Annotated in this window: 16 protein-coding genes; 10 read left to right on the top strand and 6 right to left on the bottom strand. The window is 73.6% G+C overall.

Annotated features, from left to right (window positions below):
* Positions 1–158: 158 nt before the first annotated feature.
* The 3 genes from OHL10_RS17390 to ilvA are packed head-to-tail and all read left to right on the top strand — an operon-like array spanning position 159 to position 3,924.
* Positions 159–1,412, top strand: coding sequence for a cystathionine gamma-synthase (locus OHL10_RS17390; RefSeq protein ID WP_265523509.1), 1,254 nt, complete (start codon positions 159–161; stop codon positions 1,410–1,412).
* Complete coding sequence (locus OHL10_RS17385) at positions 1,409–2,671, top strand: AI-2E family transporter (protein WP_322645586.1); 1,263 nt, start codon at positions 1,409–1,411, stop codon at positions 2,669–2,671. Before OHL10_RS17390 ends, OHL10_RS17385 begins: the two co-directional genes overlap by 4 nt.
* Positions 2,668–3,924: a threonine ammonia-lyase gene (ilvA, locus tag OHL10_RS17380; RefSeq protein WP_265523508.1), complete on the top strand. Its 1,257-nt coding sequence runs from the start codon at positions 2,668–2,670 to the stop codon at positions 3,922–3,924. Before OHL10_RS17385 ends, ilvA begins: the two co-directional genes overlap by 4 nt.
* 109 nt (positions 3,925–4,033) lie before the next feature.
* Here the strand turns inward: ilvA and greA are convergent, their stop codons facing one another.
* Both greA and OHL10_RS17370 read right to left on the bottom strand, forming a co-directional pair.
* Entirely contained in the window at positions 4,034–4,522 is a 489-nt protein-coding gene (greA, locus tag OHL10_RS17375; protein ID WP_265523507.1) for a transcription elongation factor GreA, read from the bottom strand.
* Between the two features lie 225 nt (positions 4,523–4,747).
* Positions 4,748–5,284, bottom strand: a complete 537-nt coding sequence (locus OHL10_RS17370; protein WP_265523506.1) for a DUF4307 domain-containing protein — start codon at positions 5,282–5,284, stop codon at positions 4,748–4,750.
* A 138-nt stretch (positions 5,285–5,422) separates the two neighbouring features.
* Between OHL10_RS17370 and mca the strand changes: the two genes are divergently transcribed.
* The 3 genes from mca to OHL10_RS17355 are packed head-to-tail and all read left to right on the top strand — an operon-like array spanning position 5,423 to position 7,621.
* Complete coding sequence (gene mca / locus OHL10_RS17365; RefSeq protein ID WP_265523505.1) at positions 5,423–6,346, top strand: mycothiol conjugate amidase Mca; 924 nt, start codon at positions 5,423–5,425, stop codon at positions 6,344–6,346.
* Positions 6,343–6,735 carry a hypothetical protein gene (locus tag OHL10_RS17360; RefSeq protein WP_265523504.1) on the top strand — a complete coding sequence of 131 codons (393 nt, stop codon included), beginning with the start codon at positions 6,343–6,345 and terminating at the stop codon, positions 6,733–6,735. The genes mca and OHL10_RS17360 overlap by 4 nt, the downstream gene beginning before the upstream one ends.
* Before the next feature lie 4 nt (positions 6,736–6,739).
* The gene (locus tag OHL10_RS17355; protein WP_322645585.1) at positions 6,740–7,621 is read left to right on the top strand and encodes a carbon-nitrogen hydrolase family protein; all 882 of its coding nucleotides are present in this window, start codon (positions 6,740–6,742) and stop codon (positions 7,619–7,621) included.
* Here OHL10_RS17355 and trhA read toward each other — a convergent pair.
* Positions 7,596–8,267 carry a PAQR family membrane homeostasis protein TrhA gene (gene trhA / locus OHL10_RS17350; protein ID WP_265523565.1) on the bottom strand — a complete coding sequence of 224 codons (672 nt, stop codon included), beginning with the start codon at positions 8,265–8,267 and terminating at the stop codon, positions 7,596–7,598. The two genes, OHL10_RS17355 and trhA, sit on opposite strands and share 26 nt — an antisense overlap.
* 244 nt (positions 8,268–8,511) lie before the next feature.
* Between trhA and OHL10_RS17345 the strand changes: the two genes are divergently transcribed.
* The 4 genes from OHL10_RS17345 (at position 8,512) to OHL10_RS17330 (ending at position 11,691) form a co-directional block, all read left to right on the top strand.
* Positions 8,512–9,273, top strand: a complete 762-nt coding sequence (locus tag OHL10_RS17345) for an isoprenyl transferase (RefSeq protein WP_265523503.1) — start codon at positions 8,512–8,514, stop codon at positions 9,271–9,273.
* Positions 9,274–9,389: 116 nt separating this feature from the next.
* Positions 9,390–9,884 (top strand): MarR family winged helix-turn-helix transcriptional regulator, encoded by a 495-nt coding sequence (locus tag OHL10_RS17340; protein ID WP_265523502.1) that lies wholly within the window; start codon positions 9,390–9,392, stop codon positions 9,882–9,884.
* Positions 9,881–10,444, top strand: coding sequence for a CE1759 family FMN reductase (locus tag OHL10_RS17335; RefSeq protein WP_265523501.1), 564 nt, complete (start codon positions 9,881–9,883; stop codon positions 10,442–10,444). The genes OHL10_RS17340 and OHL10_RS17335 overlap by 4 nt, the downstream gene beginning before the upstream one ends.
* A gap of 53 nt (positions 10,445–10,497) precedes the next feature.
* The gene (locus tag OHL10_RS17330; protein WP_265523500.1) at positions 10,498–11,691 is read left to right on the top strand and encodes a glycerate kinase; all 1,194 of its coding nucleotides are present in this window, start codon (positions 10,498–10,500) and stop codon (positions 11,689–11,691) included.
* 16 nt (positions 11,692–11,707) lie between these two features.
* On the opposite strand, the gene OHL10_RS17325 is transcribed toward OHL10_RS17330, so the two are convergent.
* From OHL10_RS17325 to OHL10_RS17315, 3 genes are all read right to left on the bottom strand, one after another.
* Entirely contained in the window at positions 11,708–12,916 is a 1,209-nt protein-coding gene (locus OHL10_RS17325) for an AAA family ATPase (protein ID WP_265523499.1), read from the bottom strand.
* Positions 12,917–13,009: 93 nt separating this feature from the next.
* Entirely contained in the window at positions 13,010–13,441 is a 432-nt protein-coding gene (locus OHL10_RS17320) for a RidA family protein (RefSeq protein ID WP_265523498.1), read from the bottom strand.
* A 70-nt stretch (positions 13,442–13,511) separates the two neighbouring features.
* Entirely contained in the window at positions 13,512–14,858 is a 1,347-nt protein-coding gene (locus OHL10_RS17315; RefSeq protein ID WP_265523497.1) for an alanine racemase, read from the bottom strand.
* Positions 14,859–14,937: the final 79 nt, after the last annotated feature.

Raw genomic sequence — 14,937 nt, 5'->3', positions numbered from 1 at the left:
CCTTGGACCGGCGCACCACCTGGTGCACCGTCATCCAGAACGCGCGCGGGCGTCCTCCTGTTCCCCGAGGCGGTCCCCGGCCGGTCCCCGGTCGACGTCACACCGGACATGTCGACCAGGGGGCGCGGACCGAGGGACGTTCGCCGTAGCCTTGCAGGGTGAGCACCGAGCAGCCGCACCGTCCCGAGCAGCCGTCCGACCCCGCGCACCCCGACTGGTCCAGCACGGGCTTCGCGACCCGAGCCATCCACGCGGGCCAGGACCCCGAGGCCACGACGGGCGCCGTCGTGCCCCCGATCTACCAGGTCTCGACGTACAAGCAGGACGGCGTGGGCGGCCTGCGCGGCGGGTACGAGTACTCGCGCTCGGCGAACCCGACGCGCACCGCGCTCGAGGAGGCCCTCGCCGCCGCGGAGGCGCCCGCGGGCTCGACGGCCCGGGGCTTCGCCTTCGCCTCCGGCCTCGCCGCGGAGGACACGCTCCTGCGCGCGGTCCTGCGCCCGGGTGACCACCTCGTGGTGCCCGACGACGCGTACGGCGGCACGTACCGCCTCGTCGCCCGGGTGTTCGGCCCCTGGGGGATCGACCACACGGCCGTCGACCTCACCGACCTCGCTGCCGTCGGTGCCGCGCTGGAGCCCGGACGGACGAGGGTCCTGTGGGTCGAGACGCCCACGAACCCGCTGCTCGGCGTGAGCGACATCCGTGCGCTGGCCGGCCTCGCCCACGACGCCGGGGCGGTGCTCGTCGTCGACAACACGTTCGCCACCCCGTACCTGCAGCAGCCGATCGCGCTCGGGGCCGACGTCGTCGTGCACTCCACCACCAAGTACATCGGCGGGCACAGCGACGTCGTCGGCGGCGCCCTCGTGGTGGCCGACGGCGCGCAGCTGCCCGGCGACCTCTCCTCGCCGACCGGGACGCGGGACCTGGCCGACGCCGCCGCGTTCCACCAGAACTCCTCCGGCGCCGTCGCGGGGCCCTTCGACGCCTGGCTCACCCTGCGCGGGCTCAAGACCCTCGCCGTGCGGATGGACCGGCACAACGCCAACGCGGCCGCCGTCGCGCAATTCCTCGACGAGCACCCGGGCGTGCGGGAGGTCATCTACCCCGGCCTGAAGTCGCACCCCGGGCACGAGCTCGCCGCCCAGCAGATGACCGGGTTCGGCGGCATGGTCTCGTTCCGTGCCGGGAGCGAGGCCAAGGCGCTCGAGATCTGCGCCCGGACGCGCGTGTTCACCCTCGCGGAGTCGCTCGGCGGGGTCGAGTCGCTCATCGAGCACCCGGGCAGGATGACGCACGGTTCGGTCGCCGGGACCGCGCTCGAGGTGCCTGACGACCTCGTCCGGCTCTCCGTCGGCATCGAGGACGTCGCCGACCTGCTCGCCGACCTCGAGGCTGCGCTCGCGTGATCTTCCGCAGGCGCAACGGTGGCCCGGCCGGCCGTCGTCCGGGACCCGACGACGTCGTGAGCCCGCCCGAGCCGCTCGTGCCACCCACGCCCCACGGTGACGCGACGGTCCCGCCAGCCGTGCGCACCGCTGCGGCCTGGTCGTGGCGGGTGCTGCTGTTCGCCGCCGTGGGCGCCGGAGGGCTGTACGTGCTGGCGATGTCGAAGATCATCGTCGTCCCGATCGCCGTCGCGCTGCTGCTCACCGTGCTGCTCGTGCCCGTGCGGGGCTTCCTCGAGAAGTACCTGCGCTTCCCGCGGGCGCTCGCGGCGGGAACCTCCCTGATCGGTCTGCTGGCCGTCGTCGCGGGCCTGCTCACGGTCGCGGGCGGGTCGATCGTCAGCGGCGTCGAGGAGCTCCGGGACCAGGCGGTCCAGGGGTTCGAGACGTTCGTCGTGTGGCTCTCCGACGGCCCGCTCAGTCTTGGCAACGAGCAGATCGAGGGTTATCTCGACGACATCCTCGACTCCATCACCGCCAACCAGTCCAGCATCCTGTCAGGGGCGCTCGGCGCGGCGACGACTGTCGGGCACGTCGTCGCAGGCGGACTCATCGCGCTGTTCTGCACGTTCTTCTTCCTGCTCGACGGTCGGTCGATCTGGGGCTGGGTCGTCGGCCTGTTCCCCAGCACGTCCCGCCACCGGATCCACCAGGCCGGTCGGCGCGGCATCGTGACCCTGTCGTCCTACGTCCGCACGCAGATCCTCGTCGCGTTCGTCGACGGCGTGGGCATCGGCGTGGGTGCCGCGATCCTCGGGGTCCCGCTCGCGCTGCCCATCGGCATCCTCGTGTTCGTCGGGGCGTTCATCCCGATCGTGGGTGCGGTGCTCACCGGAGCCGTCGCGGTGCTCGTCGCGTTCGTCGCGCAGGGCTGGGTGACGGCCCTCATCATGCTCGGCGTCGTGCTCCTGGTCCAGCAGGTCGAGGGCAACGTCCTGCAGCCGTTCCTCATGGGGCACGCGCTGTCGCTGCACCCGGTGGCGGTCCTGCTGGTGGTGACGGCGGGCGGGTTCGCGGCGGGTATCGTCGGCGCGTTGTTCGCCGTGCCGCTCGCAGCGACGATCAACACGATGGTTCTCTACTTCCACGGGCACGACAAGTTCCCCGAGCTGGGCGACGCCGACTCGTTGACGATCCGCGGCAGACCGACGGTCCCGGTGCTCGTCGCCCGGTCGGAGCGCAGCCTCGTCGGCGGCACGACACGGGACGGCGGCGCGTGAGGCCGCCGGAGGACCTGACGGGGACCAGCACGACGGACCGCACGCTGGGCGCGGTCACGCTCGGCGACGTCCAGGACGCCGCGCGCCTGCTCGAGGGTGTCGCGTACACGACCCCGGTGCAGTCGAGCCGCGCGCTGAGCCAGCTCGCAGGTGTCCAGGTGCTGCTCAAGTGCGAGAACCTGCAGCGGGCAGGGTCGTTCAAGGTGCGTGGTGCCTACGTGCGCATGGCGCGCCTGTCGGCCGCGGACAAGGCACGGGGGGTCGTCGCGGCGAGCGCCGGTAACCACGCCCAGGGGGTCGCGTTCGCCGCCGGTCTCCTCGGCATCCGCGCGGTCGTCTACATGCCCGTCGACGCCGCGCTGCCGAAGGTCGCCGCCACACGCGAGTACGGCGCTGAGGTGCGGCTCGTCGGCGACACGGTGGACGAGACGTTGGCTGCGGCCAAGACCGAGGCGGAGCGCAGCGGCGCCGTCCTCATCCACCCGTTCGACCACCCGGATGTCGTCGCCGGCCAGGCGACGATCGCGCTCGAGATCCTCGAGCAGGTGCCGGACGTCCGCACCGTGGTGCTGCCACTCGGCGGTGGTGGGCTGGTCGCCGGCGTCGCGGTCGCGATGGCCGCGATCGCGCCGCACGTGCGCGTCGTGGGGGTGCAGGCCGCTCGTGCGGCGGCCTACCCCGGGTCGCTCGCGGCCGGCCGTCCGACGACGGTGCGCACACGGTCGACCATGGCCGACGGAATCGCCGTCGGGACCCCGGGCGATGTCCCGTTCTCGATCCTCGCGGAGCTGGGCGTCGAGGTCCGGACCGTGAGCGAGGACGAGATCTCGCGTGCGCTGCTCATGATCGCCGAGCGGGCGAAGCTCATCGTCGAGCCGGCCGGCGGCGTGGGCGTGGCGGCACTGCTCGCCGACCCCGCCGGACTCGAGGGACCGGTCGTCACGGTGCTCTCGGGCGGCAACATCGACCCGCTCGTGCTCCTGCGCGTCCTGCGGCACGGCCTGTCCGCCGCCGGGCGGTACGTGCAGCTGCAGGTCCTGCTCGATGACCGCCCGGGTGCGCTCGCCCAGGTGCTCGACGTCGTCGCAGGCGTGGGCGGCAGCATCATGCACATCGACCACGACCGCACGGACGTGCACCTGTCCATCGGGGAGGCCTGGGTACGCATGCAGCTCGAGACCAAGGGTCCCGAGCACTGCACCCAGCTCGTCACCGAGCTGCGCGGCGCGGGCTACCAGGTCATCTCCGGCTGACCGCCCACCCGGAGCAGCGGTCCGGCCCCCGACTCCTCGCGTCGCTGGGGGCGAGGGGTCGGGGGCCGGAGAGTCTTGCTGCCCGAGGGGGCTCAGCCGGTGGTCAGGCTCAGCCGCTGAACGGGGTCGCGGCCGTGATCTCGACCGGGATGTCGTTGCCGTTGGGCGCCGCGTAGGTGACCTTGTCACCGATGGTCTTGCCGTTGATCGCGGCGCCGAGAGGCGACGTCGGCGAGAAGACGTCGATGTCGGTGGTCCCGGCGATCTCGCGCGACCCGAGCAGGAACTGCATCTCGTCGCCGGCGACGAGGGCGGTGACGAGCATGCCCGGCTCGACCTTGCCGTCGTCGGGCGGGGTGCCGATCTGCACGTTGCGCAGCTTCTCGGTGAGCTCGCGGATCCGGGCCTCGTTCTTGGCCTGCTCCTCGCGGGCGGCGTGGTAGCCGCCGTTCTCCTTGAGGTCCCCCTCGTCGCGTGCGGCGGCGATCCGCTCGGCGATCTCGGTGCGGCCCTCGCCGGACAGGTGGGCGAGCTCGGCCTGCAGCCTGTCGTGTGCCTCCTGGGTCAACCAGGTGACGGTGGAGTCTGTCTCGGTCACGGTTCGCTCCTTCCTTCCTTGCTCGTCGGACGCGCGGACGCGTCCGGTGATGGGCAGCCGGGCGCACGTCGCACGCCTGCCCGGTGGTGACGCTGGCCGGGTGGCAGCGCATGCTGGGTGGTCTTCAGGCTGCCGCAGACCGGACGGGGAACCGTCCGGCGACCCGGGGAAGAGCTGAGCGAGGGCAGCGCGTGAATCCCTCAGGATACCAAAGCGGACCGAAGATCAGTCCATTTCGGTAGAAGCGCCGGCAGGGGAGCCGGTCGAGGTCGACGTCGCGGTGCAGCCCTCGAGCACGCCGGTCGTGGCGAGCTCGGAGGTCGCGATCGACACCGTGTAGGTCGTCAGGCTCTCCTCCACGGGGCCGATGACGACCTCCCGCGTACCGACCTGCGCGTACGACGGTGCGAGCGCGTCGAGCGTGCACGTCGCCGTGGTGCCGGGCGTCATCGTCACCGAGAACGTCACGGTGATGGTCTCGGAGTCGACGACGTCGAACCCGATGACGTCTGCCGCACGGACCGGGTCGCTCGCGAGGTTCGTCGCGAACCAGGCCGCGAACCCGACGCCGAGGGCGACGAACGCCGTCCCGGCGATGAGGAGCGCACGCCGGCCACCTCGCCCGGGCGCGCCGCCGTACCGGTCGGCCGGCGGGCGGTAGGCGGTCGGTGCGGGGCCGTCCTCCTCGGGCAGGTCGGTGTGCACCGCGCTCTCAGGGGGCGTCGGGCCGGTCGGTGGGGTGCGATGCGTGTCGTTCGTCATGTCGTGTGAGGTCCCCGTGGTTCGGTGCAGCCCGCTCGGGTGCGTCATCATTGTCCCTGACCTTCCTCGCGAATCACAGTCGCCGGCAGCGGCGCCCGGGTGCGTGAGGAGCTGCCTCGAGGTACCCGGGAGGACCCTGTGGCCGATCCGACGGCCCGACCAGCGGCGCTCGGCGGTGAGCCGCTGCGGCTGCTCGCCGTGCACGCCCACCCTGATGACGAGTCCAGCAAGGGGGCGGCGACCACGGCACGCTACGCGGCCGAGGGCGTGGACGTGCTCGTCGTGACGTGCACGGGCGGAGAACGAGGCGACATCCTCAACCCGAGCTTCGGTCCCGGGCCCCAGACTCCGGAGGAGATGGCCGGGCTGCGCCGTCGGGAGATGGCCGCGGCAGCGTCGGCGCTGGGGATCCGTCAGCAGTGGCTCGGCTTCGTCGACTCGGGTCTCCCCGAGGGCGACCCGCTGCCCCCGCTGCCGGAGGGCTGCTTCGCCCTGGTGCCGCTCGAGGAGGCGGCGGCGCCGCTCGTCGAGCTCGTGCGGGCCTTCCGCCCGCACGTGGTGACGACGTACGACCCGTCGGGCGGGTATCCGCACCCCGACCACATCATGTGCCACCGTGTCGCATTCGAGGCCTTCCACGCCGCGGGTGACGCCGAGCGCTACCGCGTCGAGGGCGGCGCGGAGCCGTGGAGTCCGCTCAAGCTCTACTACAACCATGACTTCTCCATGAACCGGATCCGTACGCTGCACGAGGCGATGCAGGGCGCCGGCCTGGAGTCGCCGTTCGGCGACTGGGTCGAGTCGCGGTCCGCCCGGGAGATCCCGGAGCGTCCCGTGACCACACGGGTCCGGGTCGACCAGTACTTCCCGCAGCGGGACGCCGCGCTCGTCGCGCACGCCTCGCAGATCGACCCCGACGGCTTCTTCTTCGCGATCCCGCGCGACCTGGAGGTGGACGTCTGGCCGTTCGAGGAGTACGAGCTGGCGGAGTCCCGTGTCCCGTCCGACCAGCCCGAGGACGACCTGTTCGCCGGGATCCGTACCCAGGAAGGTCTCGTATGAGCCAGCTGCCAGCCCTCGCCCTCCCCGCTGCGACGGACCTCGGGGTCCCCGGCGCAGCCCTGCCCGGTGGGCCGGGATGGGCGGCCGGCGTGCTGGCCGAGACGTCCGACCCGTTCCCCGCACCGACCGATCCGCTGCGGCCCGACCTCGAGCCGACCGACGTCTCGCCGGGCCTGCCCGGCTTCCTCGCGATCTTCCTCCTCGCCGTCGCGTGCGTGGGCCTGTTCCTGGGCCTCTCGCGCCAGCTGCGCCGGATGAACCACAACGCCCAGCAGCGGGGCGCCGAGCCGGACCAGGGCGAAACCATCGTGGACACCTCGGGCGACACGTCGGCCAAGGCCTCGGGCGACGAGCCCCACGGTGGGTCCGCGCCCTCCCGGGACGCCTGAGGCCGTGGCACGGGACCGGCGGACGGACGCCCTGCCCGACGCGCAGGCTGACGACGAGACCGACGAGCAGGGCGCGGCGTCCGTGCGTGTGACGATCGGGCAGCTGGAGATCGCGAACGACCACGCGGCCAACCTGCTCGCGGTCGGGTCGGCGTTCGCCGAGGCGTCGCGGGTGGGCTCGGACCTGCTCGTGCTCCCGGAGTACACGTCGGGCTACGACCGACGGGGTGTGGGCCCGGAGCACGCCGAGCCGCTCGACGGACCGTTCGTGCGCTCGCTCGCGGCGTCGGCCGCCGAGACGGGCGTCGCGGTCGTCGCGGGCACGACGCTCCCGGGCTCGAGGCCGGACCGGGCCGTCAACGCGGTCGTCGCCCTCGATGCCTCGGGCTCGTTGGTCGGGGTCTACCGCAAGGTGCACCTGTACGACGCGTTCGGCCAGCGCGAGTCGGATCGCCTGGAGCCGGGCGCGGTCGACGCCCCGCCCCTGCTGCTGCGCCTGGGCGGGCTGACGTTCGGGGTCCTGACCTGCTACGACCTGCGCTTCCCGGAGTCGGCACGTCTGCTGGTGGACGCCGGTGCCGACGTGCTGGTGTGCCCGGCGGCGTGGGCCGACGGACCCCTGAAGGCCGACCACTGGCGGACGCTGGCCCGGGCGCGGGCTATCGAGAACACGGCGGTCGTCGTGGCCGTCGGTCAGGCGGGCAAGGGAGTCACGGGCCGCTCGTTGCTCGTCGGTCCCGACGGGCAGGTCGGGCTCGAGCTCTCGGAGCGTCCCGAGCTGCGGACCGCCGACATCGATCCGCGGGCCCTGGCGGGGGTGCGCGAGCGCAACCCGTCGCTCGCCAACCGGCGGTACGTCGTCAGGCCTGCAGAGCCGCGATCGTGATGGCGGCGAGGTGGCAGGTGAACCCGACGACGGTCAGCAGGTGGAAGATCTCGTGGAAGCCGAACCAGCGAGGGCTCGGGTTCGGCCGCTTGATGCCGTAGACGACCGCACCGAGCGTGTACGCGAGCCCGCCGGCGATGACGAGCCACACGACCGCGGCGCCGCCCGCCGCGGCGAACTGCGGCAGGTAGGCGACCGCGACCCAGCCCAGCGCGACGTAGATGGGCACGTAGAGCCAGCGCGGCGCGCCGAGCCACAGGATGCGGGCGAGCAGCCCGAGGACCGCCCCGCCCCACACGATCCACAGCAGGGTCACGGCGGTGGACTTCGGCAGCAGGAGCACCGCGAGCGGCGTGTAGGTGCCGGCGATGATGAGGAAGATGTTCGAGTGGTCGGCCCGTCGCAGGATCCCCGCGACGCGCGGGGACCACGTGCCGCGGTGGTAGACCGCGCTGGTGCCGAACAGCAGGCACGCGCTGATCCCGAAGACCGCGCACGCGACCTTCCCGGCGACCGGCGGGGCGATGGCGACGAGCACGATGCTCGCGACGAGCGCGAACGGGAACGTCCCGGCGTGGATCCAGCCCCGCAGCCGCGGCTTGACCGCGTCGGCGACGGCGGCCACGGCCTCGCGGACGTCGTCCATGGGGCCCTCGGCGGGGCCTGGGCCGGCCTGGTCGGCTGGTCGTGCCACGGGGAGCTCCTCGGGTGACGGGGACGACGGGGAAGGTAACCTACGCCATCGTAGGTTACGTCGCCGTAGGGTGCTGACGGCCGGTGTGAAGATTGTGCAGAGGGGCGCGTCGGTCGCGTCCGCCCGTCCGGCGGGCGGGTGTCGCTCCGGTAGCGTGAGCGGGTCCCGACCCTGCTCAGACTGCCGAGGAAGCGCCGTGCGTCTGCCCCATCCGTTGTACGGCCTGTACGAGCGCCGGCTGGCGTCGTCCCTGCCCCGGGCGACCATGCCGCGGCACGTCGGGGTGATCCTCGACGGCAACCGGCGGTGGGCCAAGTCCTTCGGTGAGACGGCCGCGACCGGTCACCGCCGTGGCGCCGACAAGATCGCCGAGTTCCTCGGCTGGTCCGAGGACCTCGGCATCGAGGTCGTCACCCTGTGGATGCTCTCCACGGACAACCTCGCCCGGTCGCGCGAGGAGCTCGCCGCGCTGCTCGACATCATCGAGGACGCCGTGCGCGACCTCGCCGACACCGGGCGCTGGCGACTGCGGGTCATGGGTCGGCTCGACCTCCTGCCCGAGCGACTCGCCGCCGCCCTGCGGGAGGCGCAGCAGCGCACCGACGAGGTCGAAGGGCTGCAGGTCAACGTCGCCATCGGGTACGGCGGGCGCCACGAGATCGCCGACGCCGTGCGCGCCTACCTGCGGGAGCAGGCCCTCGCGGGGGCGTCCCTGCAGGACATGGCGGAGAACCTCGACGTCGAGCACATCGAGGAGCACCTCTACACCAAGGGGCAGCCGGACCCCGAGCTCGTCATCCGGACGTCGGGCGAGCAGCGCCTCGGGGGCTTCCTGCTGTGGCAGAGCGCGCACTCGGAGTTCTACTTCTGCGAGGCGTACTGGCCGAGCTTCCGCCGCGTCGACTACCTGCGCGCGCTGCGGGCGTTCTCCCACCGGGAGCGCCGCCTGGGCCGATGAGCCCGCACCGCCGGGCGCCCACCGCGGAATAGCCCACCGGCGGGCGCCGTTCGACCTGGTGACGGTCGATGCACAGGCATGGACCGCACAGCCCAGGACGTCGGGACGGAGCCAGCGTGAGCCAGCAGGACGACGCACCGGCGCGTGGAGCACGCGCCGCCACCGAGACGTGGGAGTCGCTCTTCCGGGCGCAGGTCACGATCATGCGCCGGCTGCAGGAGGACGACATCTGGCACGAGCTGACGATGCGGGAGTACGACGTCCTGTTCACGCTCACGCTGTGCCCCGGCACGGGCGCCCGCCTGCGGGAGCTCAACCAGCACATCCTGCTGACCCAGCCCTCGCTCAGCCGGATGGTCGAGCGGCTCGAGCAGCGCGGCCTCGTCGAGCGCAGCACCCCGCCCGACGACGCGCGCGGCACCGTCGTACGCCTCACCCCCGAAGGGGCGAGGCTGCAGAAGGAGATCGGTCGCCGGCACGTCCGCACGATCGAGACGTACGTGGGCGGCGCGCTCGACGACGCCGAGCTCGCCGAGCTGCGCACCCTGCTCGACAAGCTCCGCGCGGCCCAGGCGGACATCCCGGCGCCCGTCGCCGGCGGGTCCGCATGACGCTCGACGTCGTCGCGGTCACCAGCGGGCTGAGTTTTCCCTCCACGTCGCGGGCCCTGACGGACCTGCTGCTCGACGCGACCGTCGAGGCGCTCGCGGTCGCGGGCCACGAGGCCCGCACCCGCACCGTCGAGGTGCGCGAGCACGCGGAGGCCGCCGCGACCGCCACGGTGATCGGGACGCGCGCACCCGCTCTCGTCGGGGCGCTCGAGGCGGTCGAGCAAGCGGACCTCCTCGTCGTCGCCAGCCCTGTCTTCCGCGGCTCCTACGCGGGCGTGTTCAAGTCGTTCGTCGACCTCCTCGACTCGCGGGCGCTCGCCGGGACGCCGGTCCTGCTCGCCGCGACCGGTGGCTCGCCCCGCCACACCCTCATGATCGACCAGGCGCTGCGGCCGCTCTTCGCCTTCATGGGCGCGGTCGAGGTCCCCACGGGCGTGTACGCCAGCACGGAGGACTGGACCCTCGAGCTCTTCCCCATGCCGTGGCTCACGGAGCGGGCCGGGCGCGCCGCGCGCGAGCTCGCCCGGTTCGCCGACCTCGCGCCACCGGCCTCCGCCTGATCACGGCGTGGCGGAGCGCCGCCTCGCTCGACCCGCCTGCATAGGATCGAGGCGTGTCCTCACCGTCGAGCCCCGCTCCCCGTCACCGTCCGGACGCTTCACCCCGCGTCGTGGTCGCCCCCGACTCGTTCAAGGGGAGCCTGTCCGCCGCCGAGGTCGCGGCCGTCGTCGCCGACGGGGTGCGCGCCGTCGCCCCGGCTGCCGACGTCGTGCTCCTGCCCATGGCGGACGGCGGGGAGGGGACCCTCGACGCGCTCCTCGCGGTCTGGGGCACCGGCGCCCGCGACGTCGACGCCCTCGACGCGGTCGGGCGGCCGCGCACGGCCCGGTACGGGGTGTCGGCCGACGGTCGCCTCGGGATCGTCGAGCTCGCCGAGGCCAGCGGACTGCCGGGTGTCAGCGACGCCCCCCTCCAGCCCTTGCTCGCGCACACCCTCGGGACCGGCGCCGCCGCGGCGGCGGCGCTCGACGCCGGCGCCGAGGAGATCATCGTGTGCCTCGGCGGGTCGGCGTCGACCGACGGCGGGGCGGGCATCCTCACGGGTCTCGGCGCCCGGCTCCTCGACGCGTCGGGAGCGCAGGTGCCCGACGGCGGTGAGGGCCTCGCGCAGGTCGCGCGCCTCGACCTGTCCGGGCTGCACCCGCGCGCCGCCCGCGTGCGGTGGCGCCTCGCGGTCGACGTGACCAACCCGCTGCACGGCGACCTGGGGGCCGCGCACGTCTTCGGACCGCAGAAGGGCGCGACCCCGGCGGACGTCGAGTACCTCGACGCGGCGCTGAAGCACTGGGCCGAGGTGCTCGAACGGCAGACGGGGGTGGCGGTGGCGGACCTGCCCGGTGCGGGTGCCGCCGGTGGTGTGCCGGCCGGGCTCGTCGCGGTCCTCGGCGCCGAGCTCACCCCGGGCGCGACCCTGGTGGCGGAGGCCGTCGGGCTGCCGGCGGCCATCGCGTCGGCCGACCTCGTCCTGACCGGTGAGGGGTCGTTCGACTCCCAGTCCGTCCACGGGAAGGTCGCGGACGCCGTCGGTGCCCTGGCGGCCGCAGCACCCGGGCGGCCACCCGTCGTCGTGCTCGCGGGCCGGGTCCTGCTGCCCGCGGCGCAGACGCACGCGGCAGGGATCGCGGCGGCGTTCAGCATCGCCCCCGGCCCGATCGATCTGGACGAGCTGCTGAACCGGACGCCCGCACGTCTCGCCGATCTCGCGGCGATGGTCACGGGCCTGTATCTCGGAACCGCCTCGCGGTAGAGGGAGCGCTGACGCGTCAGCGCGCCGGCCAGTGCCAGGCGGGTTCGTCGAGCGGACCCTCGCGCCCGGCGACCGTCGTCTCGCCGAAGGACTTCACCAGCTCGACCTCGTGGACGTCGTCGACCGCGTCCTCGTCGGCGGGCCCGGCCTCGTGGGCCGCGCGGCGGATCGCCTCGACGAGGGGGCGGGCGTGCGTGACCACGACGACCTGCGTGTCCCGGGCGGCGGCGTGCACCAGGGCACCCAGGGCGGGGAGCAGGTCGGGGTGGAGGCTCGTCTCCGGCTCGTTGAGCACGAGCAGCGCGGGCGGTCGTGGGCTCAGCAGGGCCGCGACCCACAGCAGGTACCGCAACGTCCCCTCGGAGAGCTCGGCACCGGTGAGCGGCCGCAGCAGACCGTGCTGGTGGAACGCGAGCTCGAACCGGCCCGCGCTCTCCTTGACCCGGACGGTGCAGCCCGGGAAGGCGCCTTCGACGGCGGCGTCGAGCTCGTCCGCCCGGCCCAGCTCACGGATCGTCTCGAGCGCGGCGGGCAGGTCGGCGCCGTCGTGCGCGAGGACCGGGGTGCGGGTGCCCGTCCGCACGGCTCGCGCCGGGGCGAGCGGGTCCGTCCGGAACTGGTCGTAGAAGCGCCACGACCGCAGGCGCTCCCGGACGGCGACGAGCTCGGGGGCGCCGACCGGGTCCACGACTTCGGAGAGGATGGAGTCGAAGGCCCGCAGCCGCGATCCCCAGGGGCGCCACGAGCCGTCGTCGGCCCGCAGTCTGACCGCCGGGCCGTGCCGGTCGGCGACGAGGGTCGCGGGTCGGAGCATCGGCCCGGACCACACCGCCTCGGTCTTGATCTCGGGATCGAGCGAGAACGCCGAACCGCCGTCGGTCGGCAGGCCCAGGTCGATCCCGTAGCCGGGATCGCCCGGACCGCCCGCGAACCCCAGCCGGAGCGCGACCGGCCGGGTGCGGCGGGTGCCCTGCACCGGGTGCTCACCGGCGCGCACGGACCGCGGGATGTTCTCGGGCCCGGCCCACAGCGTGGAGGGCAGACCACCCTCGTGGGCGAGCGCCCCGACCGCGCCGCCGAGCGCGCAGTCCGCGAGCAGGCGTAGCGACCGGTAGAGGCTGGACTTGCCGACGCCGTTCGCCCCGGTCACGACCGTCAGGCGCCCGAGCGGCAGCACCAGCCGGCGCAGGGAGCGGTAGCCCTCGACGGCGACGGTCTCGATCACACCCGGCACGCTACGCCCCGCCGCCCACGCCGGTCGTGGTCCGAGGTCGACCGGGCTGGTCGACCGGGCTGGGCAGACGAGGCGGACGTGAGATCAGGACGTGATGGCGAACGCGTCGATCTCGACGAGCATCTCCGCGCGCGGCAGCCCGGTGAAGACCGTCGTGCGGCTCGGCAGTACCCCGCCCGTGGTGTGCTGCGCGACGAACGCCCCGTAGGCTTCGTTCATGATCGGGAAGTCGTCGCGCGTGGTGAGGTACACGCGCAGCATGACGACGTCGTCGAACGTCGCGCCCGCGGCCTCGACGATGGCCCGGACGTTCTCGAGCGTGCGCGTCGTCTGGGCGGCGACGTCGCCGGGGTAGAGGTACTCGTTCGTCTCCGGGTCGACGGGGCCCTGACCCGACACCTGGACGAACGGACCCTTGCGCACACCCTGGTGGAACGTGTGCGCGGGCGCCGGGGCGTGCGGCGTGGAGACGGCGGTCTTGGGGGAGTCGGGCAGCGGGTCGGGCGTGGTGTGCATGGTCGTCCTTCGGGTCGTGGGTCTAGGTGCCTGGTCTGGTCTGGTCTGAGGACGGTGCCGGCGGTCCGGGTCAGAAGTCCGTGGTGACGACGTCGACGACCTCGTCGTCGGCGCCCACGACCGCCGCCACGCGCCACGTCGAGAAGAGCGTGCAGGGGTGCGAGATGCCGAACCCGACGACGTCACCGGGCCGCACGTGCGCATCCCGTGCGCCGTCCGGTGCCGGGTCGACGGCGAGGTACAGGTGCTGGTCGTTGAGCGCGGTGACGCGTGCTCCGGCGAGCGCCCGGGCAGGGCGAAGGGAGCCGTGCTCGTCGAGCGTGCGCAGGTGCAGCGCGACGGGCAGGTCGATGTCGTAGGAGACGTCGCGCCGTCCGACCCCGCAGACCACGAGGCCGGGCTCCGGCACGGACAGCACCTGCCCCCACACCACCGCCGCCGCCTGCATGGGTTCCGCGCCGGGGATACGGGTCCACGGGTCCATCCGGGCGCAGAAGCCGTGGTCGTGCGTGACGTAGGCGCCTGAGCGCACGACGACGCGCACGTCCCTGGTCCTTCCGGGCTGCAGGGACCTTCCGGGCTGCAGGGACGTCCCGGACTGCTCCGACGGACCGGGCAGCTCCAGCGGACCGGGCAGCTCCAGCGGACCGGGCAGCTCGGCGAGCACGACGTCGAGGAAGGAGCTGCCCCCGGCGGTGAGCACGACGGGGCTTTCGGGGTCGACGAGCCCTTCGCGGACGAACGCGCCGGCGACGTCCCGCAGCCCGCGGCAGTAGGCCGTGACACGGTCGAGGTCGTCGGGTGTCGTCCCACCGGCTGCCGACCCCTCGTAGCCCGCGACGCCGAGCAGCGGCAGACCGGCCGCGCGCACCGCCCGGGCCAGCGCGAGCGCTGCCGACGGGCTGCGCACGCCGGTCCGGCCGCCGTCGACCCCCACCTCGACGAGGACGCCGAGGCGGTTGAGGACCGCGGGTGCGGCGCCCGCGAACCCCTGCGCGAGCAGCGCGACACCCTCCGCCGAGTCGACGTACAACCAGATCTCGAGAGATGTACCACCCGGCTGGAGGGACCGTTCGAGCTCGGCGCGCAGCCAGGTGATCTCGCGCGGGTCCATCAGCTCGTTCGCGAGGAAGATCCGCTCGGTCCCCCAGGAGCGAGCGACCCGCAGCTGGGCGGGGTTCGCCACGGTCGCCCCCCACGCGCCGGCGCGCAGCTGGCGCGCGAAGAGCTCGGGCGACATGGCGGTCTTCACGTGCGGGGCGTGCTCGACCCCCCGCTCGGCGCACAGCCGCGCCATGAGGGAGATGTTGTGCTCGAGCGCGTCGTCGTCGAGCGTGAGAAGCGGCCAGCTGAAGACGTCGTCGGGCACCCGCGGGCGCCCCGCGAGCAGCACGTCGACCCCGACCTCCTGCCCCACCCGCATCCCTTTGGTCAACGGCCCCACCGACCGCCGAGCAGGCGGTTCCTCGGCACGATCACGCGATCGTGCCGAGGAA

It is taken from the genome of Oerskovia flava, assembly GCF_026163685.1.
Taxonomy (GTDB): Bacteria; Actinomycetota; Actinomycetes; order Actinomycetales; family Cellulomonadaceae; genus Oerskovia_A; species Oerskovia_A flava.
Note: the sequence above shows the minus strand (reverse complement) of the source record. Positions and strands in the feature narration are given on the sequence as shown.